Source organism: Enterobacter mori LMG 25706, assembly GCF_000211415.1.
Taxonomy (GTDB): domain Bacteria; phylum Pseudomonadota; class Gammaproteobacteria; order Enterobacterales; family Enterobacteriaceae; genus Enterobacter; species Enterobacter mori.
Window position 1 is genome coordinate 410,815 of sequence record NZ_GL890780.1, and the last position, 8,831, is coordinate 419,645.

At 57.2% G+C, this 8,831-nt stretch carries 12 protein-coding genes and 1 pseudogene; 12 read left to right on the top strand and 1 reads right to left on the bottom strand.

What is annotated here, in order from left to right; all coding sequences use genetic code 11:
- Nucleotides 1-32 precede the first annotated feature (32 nt).
- The 6 genes from ENTMO_RS0120140 to ruvX all read left to right on the top strand — a co-directional run bounded on the left by ENTMO_RS0120140 (nucleotide 33) and on the right by ruvX (nucleotide 4,133).
- Nucleotides 33-530: a SprT family zinc-dependent metalloprotease gene (locus ENTMO_RS0120140; protein WP_010435446.1), complete on the top strand. Its 498-nt coding sequence runs from the start codon at nucleotides 33-35 to the stop codon at nucleotides 528-530.
- Between the two features lie 94 nt (nucleotides 531-624).
- Nucleotides 625-1,332, top strand: coding sequence for a deoxyribonuclease I (endA, locus tag ENTMO_RS0120145; RefSeq protein ID WP_010435448.1), 708 nt, complete (start codon nucleotides 625-627; stop codon nucleotides 1,330-1,332).
- 51 nt (nucleotides 1,333-1,383) lie between these two features.
- Nucleotides 1,384-2,115, top strand: a complete 732-nt coding sequence (gene rsmE / locus ENTMO_RS0120150) for a 16S rRNA (uracil(1498)-N(3))-methyltransferase (protein ID WP_010435451.1) — start codon at nucleotides 1,384-1,386, stop codon at nucleotides 2,113-2,115.
- A 19-nt stretch (nucleotides 2,116-2,134) separates the two neighbouring features.
- Nucleotides 2,135-3,082 carry a glutathione synthase gene (gshB, locus tag ENTMO_RS0120155; RefSeq protein ID WP_010435454.1) on the top strand — a complete coding sequence of 316 codons (948 nt, stop codon included), beginning with the start codon at nucleotides 2,135-2,137 and terminating at the stop codon, nucleotides 3,080-3,082.
- A 74-nt stretch (nucleotides 3,083-3,156) separates the two neighbouring features.
- Nucleotides 3,157-3,717, top strand: coding sequence for a YqgE/AlgH family protein (locus ENTMO_RS0120160; RefSeq protein ID WP_010435456.1), 561 nt, complete (start codon nucleotides 3,157-3,159; stop codon nucleotides 3,715-3,717).
- Nucleotides 3,717-4,133 carry a Holliday junction resolvase RuvX gene (gene ruvX / locus ENTMO_RS0120165; protein WP_006811925.1) on the top strand — a complete coding sequence of 139 codons (417 nt, stop codon included), beginning with the start codon at nucleotides 3,717-3,719 and terminating at the stop codon, nucleotides 4,131-4,133. Before ENTMO_RS0120160 ends, ruvX begins: the two co-directional genes overlap by 1 nt.
- Before the next feature lie 10 nt (nucleotides 4,134-4,143).
- On the opposite strand, the gene ENTMO_RS0120170 is transcribed toward ruvX, so the two are convergent.
- Nucleotides 4,144-5,124: a type IV pilus twitching motility protein PilT gene (locus tag ENTMO_RS0120170; protein WP_010435459.1), complete on the bottom strand. Its 981-nt coding sequence runs from the start codon at nucleotides 5,122-5,124 to the stop codon at nucleotides 4,144-4,146.
- A gap of 17 nt (nucleotides 5,125-5,141) precedes the next feature.
- Here ENTMO_RS0120170 and ENTMO_RS0120175 point away from each other — a divergent pair, with 17 nt between their 5' ends.
- The 6 genes and pseudogenes from ENTMO_RS0120175 to ENTMO_RS0120200 form a co-directional block, all read left to right on the top strand.
- A complete protein-coding gene (locus tag ENTMO_RS0120175) occupies nucleotides 5,142-5,843 on the top strand; it encodes a YggS family pyridoxal phosphate-dependent enzyme (protein WP_010435464.1) in 702 nt (233 codons plus the stop codon).
- Nucleotides 5,844-5,864: 21 nt separating this feature from the next.
- Nucleotides 5,865-6,431: a YggT family protein gene (locus ENTMO_RS0120180; RefSeq protein ID WP_010435467.1), complete on the top strand. Its 567-nt coding sequence runs from the start codon at nucleotides 5,865-5,867 to the stop codon at nucleotides 6,429-6,431.
- Complete coding sequence (gene yggU / locus ENTMO_RS0120185) at nucleotides 6,428-6,724, top strand: DUF167 family protein YggU (RefSeq protein ID WP_010435470.1); 297 nt, start codon at nucleotides 6,428-6,430, stop codon at nucleotides 6,722-6,724. Before ENTMO_RS0120180 ends, yggU begins: the two co-directional genes overlap by 4 nt.
- Nucleotides 6,725-6,727: 3 nt before the next feature.
- Complete coding sequence (locus ENTMO_RS0120190) at nucleotides 6,728-7,321, top strand: XTP/dITP diphosphatase (protein ID WP_010435473.1); 594 nt, start codon at nucleotides 6,728-6,730, stop codon at nucleotides 7,319-7,321.
- Nucleotides 7,314-8,456 carry a radical SAM family heme chaperone HemW gene (gene hemW / locus ENTMO_RS0120195; protein ID WP_010435478.1) on the top strand — a complete coding sequence of 381 codons (1,143 nt, stop codon included), beginning with the start codon at nucleotides 7,314-7,316 and terminating at the stop codon, nucleotides 8,454-8,456. Before ENTMO_RS0120190 ends, hemW begins: the two co-directional genes overlap by 8 nt.
- Before the next feature lie 63 nt (nucleotides 8,457-8,519).
- Nucleotides 8,520-8,801, top strand: a pseudogene (locus tag ENTMO_RS0120200) (DUF559 domain-containing protein); the annotation flags it as partial.
- Between the last annotated feature and the right edge of the window lie 30 nt (nucleotides 8,802-8,831).

The following is an 8,831-nucleotide window of genomic DNA, read 5'->3' on the forward strand; positions in this document are numbered from 1 at the left end:
CCTCCCCGCTTCGCGCTTTATGCTCTGCCCCTATGAAAGCTCCCCGTCTCCCCATCGCCATTCAGCAAGCCGTTATGCGCAGCCTGCGGGAAAAACTCGCCCAGGCCAACCTGAAGCTCGGCCGTAACTATCCTGAACCGAAGCTGGTTTATCAGCAGCGTGGAACCGCAGCAGGCACAGCCTGGCTGGAATCGTATGAGATCCGCCTGAACCCGGTGCTGATGATGGAAAACCAGCAGGCATTTATTGAGGAAGTGGTGCCGCACGAGCTGGCGCATCTTCTGGTGTGGAAGCACTTTGGCCGCGTAGCGCCGCACGGGAAAGAGTGGAAGTGGATGATGGAAGCCGTGCTCGGCGTTCCGGCTCGCCGCACGCATCAGTTCGAACTGGAATCAGTACGTCGCAATACATTTTCCTACCGCTGCCGATGCCAGCAGCACCAGCTCACCGTCCGCCGTCATAACCGTGTGGTGCGCGGCGAGGCAACCTACCGCTGCGTAAAATGCGGCGAACCGCTGGTCGCCGAATAATTATCTGAACTTTCAGGAACTTTCCTGATCTGACTGATTGCATACGGGAACAACATTCGTTACGTTTCGGGCTTGTTTTGACACGGAGTGTAAGATGTCCCGTAATGTTTCTCTCGCGGTTGCCCTTCTGGCGACGGCGCTCTCCGGCCATGCTCTGGCCGACGGTATCAACAGTTTCTCTCAGGCCAAAGCCGCTGGCGTGAAGGTGAATGCTGATGTTCCGGGTGATTTCTACTGCGGCTGTAAAATTAACTGGCAGGGTAAAAAAGGCGTCGTTGACCTCGAATCCTGCGGCTATAAGGTGCGTAAAAATGAAAACCGCGCCAGCCGCATTGAATGGGAACATGTGGTTCCGGCGTGGCAGTTTGGCCACCAGCGCCAATGCTGGCAGGAAGGCGGGCGTAAAAACTGTTCCAAAGATCCGGTTTATCGCCAGATGGAAAGCGATATGCACAACCTGCAGCCTGCGGTTGGCGAAGTGAACGGTGACCGCGGCAACTTTATGTACAGCCAGTGGAACGGTGGCGAAGGCCAGTACGGTCAGTGCGGCATGAAGGTGGATTTCAAAGAGAAAGTCGCCGAGCCCCCTGCCCGCGCGCGCGGCAGCATCGCCCGTACCTACTTCTATATGCGTGACCGCTATGACCTCAACCTTTCACGCCAGCAGACGCAGCTGTTCAATGCCTGGAACAAGCAGTACCCGGTAACCGAGTGGGAATGCCAGCGCGACGAGCGCATCGCCAACGTCCAGGGGAATCACAACCCTTACGTCCAGCGGGCTTGCCAGGCGCAAAAGAGCTAACCTACACTACGGCAATTCGCTTATATCGCATGACACATGGAATTTCTGACTATGCGCATTCCCCGCATTTACCATCCTGAACTGATTACCGCAGGCCGCGAAATCGCCCTGTCTGATGACGCCGCCAACCACGTGGGCCGCGTGCTGCGCATGGGTGCAGGTCAGGCTATCCAGCTGTTCGATGGCTCGAACCAGGTTTTCGACGCGGAAATCACGCGGTCTGATAAAAAAAGCGTACACGTTAACGTGCTGCGTGGCGAAGTGGATGACCGGGAATCGCCGCTGCACATCCATCTGGGCCAGGTGATGTCGCGCGGTGAGAAAATGGAATTCACCATTCAGAAATCCATTGAACTGGGTGTAAGCCTCATTACGCCACTTTTTTCTGAGCGCTGTGGCGTTAAACTGGATGCGGAACGTCTGAACAAAAAGATCCAGCAGTGGCAGAAAATTGCCATTGCGGCGTGTGAACAGAGTGGCCGCAACCGTATTCCGGAGATCCGCCCGGCGATGGACCTGGAAGACTGGTGTGCAGAAGAGGACAGCGGGCTGAAGCTCAATCTTCATCCGCGCGCCAGCGCCAGCATCAATACGCTGCCATTGCCCGTCGAGCGCGTACGCCTGCTGATTGGCCCCGAAGGCGGCCTGTCGGCGGACGAAATTGCGATGACGGCACGTTACCAGTTTACTGATATTCTGTTGGGACCTCGCGTTCTGCGCACTGAGACAACGGCACTCACGGCCATTACCGCGCTACAGGTACGGTTTGGCGATCTGGGTTGAAGTAATAACGGAGAAGAACATGATCAAGCTCGGCATCGTGATGGACCCCATCGCAAACATTAACATCAAGAAAGATTCCAGCTTCGCCATGCTGCTGGAAGCGCAGCGTCGCGGCTATGAACTCCACTATATGGAGATGAACGATCTTTACCTGATCAACGGTGAAGCGCGCGCACGTACCCGCATCGTTAACGTCGAGCAGAACTACGACAAATGGTATGAGTTCGGCACCGAGCAGGACATTGCCCTGGCCGACCTCAACGTGATCCTGATGCGTAAAGATCCGCCGTTCGACACCGAATACATCTACAGCACCTACATTCTTGAGCGTGCAGAAGAGAAAGGGACGCTGATTGTCAACAAGCCGCAAAGCCTGCGCGACTGTAACGAGAAGCTCTACACCGCCTGGTTCTCTGACCTGACGCCGGAAACGCTGGTGACCCGCAGCAAGGCGCAGCTGAAAGCGTTCTGGCAGAAGCACGGCGATATCATCATGAAACCGCTGGACGGCATGGGCGGCGCGTCGATTTTCCGCGTGAAAGAGGGCGACCCGAACATTGGCGTGATTGCCGAAACCCTCACCGAACTGGGCACGCGTTACTGCATGGCGCAGAACTACATTCCGGCGATCAAAGACGGCGATAAGCGCGTGCTGGTTGTAGATGGCGAACCTGTACCTTACTGCCTGGCGCGTATTCCTCAGGGTGGCGAAACCCGCGGTAATCTGGCCGCTGGTGGCCGTGGTGAACCCCGTCCGCTGACCGAAAGCGACTGGGAAATTGCTCGTCGCGTCGGGCCGACGCTGAAGGCCAAAGGCCTGATCTTCGTTGGGCTGGATATTATCGGCGATCGCCTGACCGAAGTGAACGTCACCAGCCCGACCTGCATCCGTGAAATCGAAGCGGAGTTCCCGATCTCGATCACCGGAATGCTGATGGACGCTATCGAAAAACGTTTACAGAAATAATCTGTGACAGCGCCCAGGTTTATCCCCATACTGGGCGCTGTCGCTTTTTAAACCAGGAAACAGTACCTCTGACAATGAATTTACAGCATCACTTTCTTATTGCCATGCCTGCTCTCCAGGATCCGATTTTCCGCCGCGCCGTGGTTTATATTTGCGAATACAACGAAGACGGTGCGATGGGGATTATCATCAACAAGCCGCTGGAAAACCTGCAGGTTGAAGGAATTCTGGACAAGCTGAAAATCACCGCTGAAGCGCGTCTCCCGGAGATCCGTCTCGATAAACCGGTGATGCTGGGTGGCCCGCTCGCGGAAGATCGTGGTTTTATCCTGCATACGCCGCCGGTCTTCTCTTCCAGTATTCGTATCTCCGACAACACCGTTGTCACGACCTCTCGCGACGTGCTTGAAACGCTGGGCACTGCCGAGCAACCTTCCGAAGTGCTTGTCGCGCTGGGCTACTCCTCGTGGGAGAAAGGCCAGCTTGAACAAGAGATACTGGATAACGCGTGGCTGACCGCACCTGCCGATATGAACATCCTGTTTAAAACGCCTATCGCCGATCGCTGGCGTGACGCGGCGAAACTGATTGGCATCGATATTCTGACCATGCCAGGCGTAGCGGGGCACGCGTAATGAGCGGAACGCTTCTGGCCTTCGATTTTGGTACCAAAAGCATCGGCGTCGCCGTTGGTCAGCGCATAACAGGCACGGCGCGCCCGTTGACGGCACTCAAGGCCAACGACGGCACGCCGGACTGGAACCTCATCGAGCGCCTGCTCAAAGAGTGGCAGCCGGACGACGTGATTGTGGGCTTGCCGCTGAACATGGACGGCACCGAACAGCCGCTCACCGCCCGCGCGCGTAAGTTCGCCAACAAAATCCATGGCCGCTTTGGCGTGTCGGTAAAGCTTCACGATGAACGCCTGAGTACCGTTGAAGCACGCGCAGGCCTGTTTGAGCACGGTGGTTTCCGGGCGCTGAATAAAGGCAGCGTCGACTCCGCCTCAGCCGTCATCATTCTCGAAAGCTATTTCGAACAAGGTTACTGAGCGCCGGGGCCTACAGCCGCCCCTGCGCCCGCCTTTCCGCGAGACTCTGCTCAAAGTTCTGCATTCCCGCCTGCTGACCGGTTTGTATGATGCCGGGTAATTGCCACGTTTTCCCTTCGCGGATGAGATTCGCCGCCGCCGAGGTATTCACCAGCAGTTCATATAGCGCCATGCGCCCGCCCTGCACGTCCTGGAGCAGTTTTTGCGCCAGTACAGCGCGAAGGCTGCCTGCCAGCTGGTTACGCACCGGATCTTTCTCCTGCGCCGGGAAGGTATCCACCAGCCGTTCAATCGCCTGCGAAGCGCCGCGTGTATGCAGCGTCGCCAGCACCAGGTGCCCGGTTTCGGCCGCCGTCAGCGCAAGGCGGATGGTTTCGCTGTCGCGCAGCTCTCCCAACAGAATAACGTCCGGATCTTCGCGCAGTGCACTGCGCAGCGCCTCGGCAAAGGAGAGACTGTGCTGACCCATCTCCCGCTGCTGTATCAGGCAGCGTTCACTCTGGTACATAAACTCCACCGGATCTTCGAGCGTCAGAATATGGCCGTCAGTGTGATGGTTGAGAAAATCCACCATCGCCGCGAGCGTCGTGGATTTTCCGCTACCGGTCGCACCCGTCACCAGAATCAACCCGCTTTCGCTGGAGAGCAGTTCCGGGATAGCCCTGGGCACACCCAGTGCAGAAAGCTGCGGGCACGCGAGCGGCAACAGTCGCAAGGCGATCGACACACCCTTCATATGCGTAAACGCACTGCCGCGAAGACGCTGATTGCCTGTGAGCGTGACGGCAAAGTCTACCTGTCCGTTTGCCCACCACGCGCCCTGCTGTTCATCGTTGAGCCAGGTTTTTAATAGCGCCTCAACGTCGGGGGCCGGAAACGGGGCCGGTTCAAGGCGGCCTAATCTGCGCCAGCGCGGCGGTGAATCACTGCACACGTGTAGATCGGAGACGTTATGCTTTACACTAAGGGCCACAATTTCTTCCACATCCATAGACTACTCCTCGGAAAATGAACGACATTGCGCATAACCTGGCACAGGTCCGGGACAAAATCTCAGCCGCTGCAACGCGTTGCGGCCGTGCTTCAGAAGAAATTACCCTGCTTGCAGTCAGCAAAACTAAGCCTGCGAGCGCCATCGCAGAAGCGATAGCGGCAGGCCACCGGGCGTTTGGCGAAAACTACGTGCAGGAAGGCGTGGATAAAATTCGCTCCTTCCAGGAGCAGGGGAATTCGGATCTGCAGTGGCACTTTATCGGCCCGCTGCAGTCGAACAAAAGCCGTCTGGTGGCAGAGCATTTCGACTGGTGCCATACCGTTGACCGACTGCGCATTGCTACCCGTCTGAACGACCAGCGGCCCGCAGAAATGCCCGCGCTCAACGTGCTGATTCAAATCAACATCAGTGATGAAAACAGCAAGTCCGGCATTGCGCTGAGTGAGCTGGATACACTGGCAGAAGAAGTCGCCGCCCTGCCGCGTTTAACCCTGCGCGGGCTGATGGCAATTCCGGCGCCTGAGTCAAGTTATGAAAGGCAGTTTGCCGTGGCACAGCAAATGGCTGTAGCATTTGAGGCGCTTAAAGCGCGCTATGAAACGGTAGACACGCTTTCACTGGGCATGTCGGATGATATGGAAGCCGCCATCGCGGCAGGCAGCACTATGGTGCGCATCGGCACGGCAATTTTCGGTGCGCGCGACTACTCAAAATAATAAGGAAACCTGAGGAACGCCATGAAGACGTTGACTTTCCTGCTCTCAACGGTGCTTGAGCTGTATACGATGGCGCTTTTACTGCGCGTCTGGATGCAGTGGGCCCGCTGTGATTTTTACAATCCGTTTTCCCAGTTTGTCGTGAAAATCACGCAACCTGTTGTCGGGCCGCTGCGCCGTATTATTCCGGCGATGGGTCCCATCGACAGTTCGTCTCTGCTGGTGGCGTTTATTCTGAGCGTTATCAAAGCGATCGTGCTGTTTATGGTCATCACCTTCCAGCCGATTATCTGGATTGCTGCGGTCCTGATTCTGGTCAAAACCGTCGGGTTGCTGATCTTCTGGGTGCTGCTGGTGATGGCGATAATGAGCTGGGTAAGCCAGGGCCGGAGTCCGGTTGAATATGCGCTCATCCAACTGGCCGAACCGCTGCTGCGCCCTATTCGCAACCTGCTGCCTTCGATGGGCGGTATTGATTTCTCGCCGATGATCCTGGTACTGCTGCTGTATGTGGTCAACATGGGTATCGCCGAGCTGTTACAGTCCACGGGCAACATGCTGCTGCCGGGGCTGTGGATGGCGCTATGAGTGCCGTAAGCACCTGCGCTGACGGGCTGGTTTTGCGGCTGTATATTCAGCCGAAAGCCAGCCGTGACAGTATTGTTGGGCTGCATGGCGACGAGTTGAAAGTCGCCATCACCGCCCCGCCGGTTGACGGCCAGGCGAACGCGCACCTGACCAAATATCTGGCAAAACAGTTTCGCGTCGCCAAAAGCCAGGTCATCATCGAAAAAGGTGAACTTGGGCGGCATAAACAGGTAAAAATCCTCAATCCGCAAGTAATCCCGACGGAAGTCGCGGCTCTGACAGAACAGGACTAAACCATGCAGAAAGTTGTTCTCGCGACCGGTAACGCCGGTAAAGTGCGCGAGCTGGCCTCGCTATTAAATGATTTTGGGCTGGACGTGGTCGCCCAGACCGAGCTTGGCGTCGAGTCCGCCGAAGAGACGGGCCTGACGTTTATCGAAAACGCGATCCTGAAAGCGCGCCACGCCGCACAGGTCACTGGCCTGCCCGCGATTGCCGATGACTCCGGCCTGGCCGTGGACTTCCTGGGCGGCGCACCGGGGATTTACTCTGCACGCTATTCCGGCGTGGACGCCACCGACCAGCAAAATCTGGAAAAGCTGCTTGTCGCCCTGAAAGACGTACCGGACGAACAGCGCACCGCGCAGTTCCACTGCGTTCTGGTTTATATGCGTCATGCGGAAGACCCGACGCCTATCGTCTGCCACGGCAGCTGGCCGGGCGTGATTACCCGTGAAGCAGCGGGCAACGGCGGCTTTGGCTACGACCCGATCTTCTTTGTCCCGACCGAGGGCAAAACCGCCGCGGAACTGACCCGCGAAGAGAAAAGCGCGATTTCCCACCGCGGCCGCGCACTGAAACTGTTACTGGAAGCGTTACGCAATGGCTAATTTGCCACCACTGAGTCTTTATATTCACATCCCGTGGTGCGTGCAGAAATGCCCGTACTGCGATTTCAACTCGCACGCGCTGAAGGGTGAAGTGCCGCATGATGACTACGTTGCGCATCTGCTGGCCGACCTGGACGCCGATGTCGCTTACGCACAGGGACGTGAAGTTAAGACCATTTTCATTGGTGGCGGTACGCCGAGCCTGCTTTCAGGCCCGGCAATGCAAACGCTGCTGGACGGCGTACGCGCGCGTCTGAACCTGGCAGCGGATGCTGAAATAACGATGGAAGCCAACCCCGGCACCGTTGAGGCCGACCGTTTTGTCGACTATCAGCGTGCGGGGGTGAACCGCATCTCCATCGGCGTGCAGAGTTTTAGCGAGCCGAAACTGAAACGTCTGGGCCGCATTCACGGCCCGGAAGAGGCGAAGCGCGCGGCGAACCTGGCGACCGGGCTTAATCTTCGTAGCTTTAACCTGGATTTAATGCACGGCCTGCCGGATCAGTCGCTGGAAGAGGCGCTGGACGACCTGCGCCAGGCGATCGAACTGAACCCGCCGCACCTGTCGTGGTATCAGCTCACTATCGAGCCAAACACCCTGTTTGGCTCGCGCCCGCCGGTGCTGCCGGATGACGACGCGCTGTGGGATATCTTCGAGCAGGGCCACAGGCTTCTGACCGCTGCGGGCTATCAGCAGTATGAAACCTCCGCCTACGCGAAGCCGGGCTATCAGTGTCAGCACAACCTGAACTACTGGCGCTTTGGCGACTATCTGGGGATTGGCTGCGGCGCGCACGGCAAGGTGACCTTCCCGGACGGGCGCATACTGCGCACCGCTAAGACCCGACACCCGCGTGGATATATGGAAGGCCGCTATCTGGAGCGTCAGCACGACGTCGAGGCGGCGGATAAGCCGTTTGAGTTCTTCATGAACCGCTTCCGTCTGCTGGAAGCCGCGCCGCGCGCGGAGTTTGCGCTGTACACCGGGCTGCCGGAATCGGTGATTCGCCCGCAGATCGACGAGGCGCTGGCGCAGGGGTATCTGACCGAGTGTGATGCGTTCTGGCAGATCACCGAGCACGGCAAATTGTTCTTAAACTCCCTTCTTGAGCTGTTCCTCACCGAAGATTCCTGAAGGCTGATTCAGGATTTTGCATCCCGTTCTGCCGGCTGAGGGAAAGGCTGGCAGAGTGTGGGGATGGAAAAAATTCGCTCTTATGCAAAACAGCTCAGACGCGAGCTGACAAAAGAAGAAAGACGGCTGTGGTATTTACTGCGCAGTCGCCGTTTCGAAAATTATAAATTTCGTCGACAGCATCCTGTAGGTCACTACATTCTGGATTTCGCCTGCTGCGCGGCTCGTCTGGCCGTTGAGCTGGATGGCGGGCAACATGATGAAAAGCAGGAATACGATCGTCAAAGGACGTGCTGGCTTAATGAGAAAGATTGGCATGTCATTCGTTTCTGGAACAACGAACTCTAGGATAACGAAGAGGCGGTATTAGAAAAG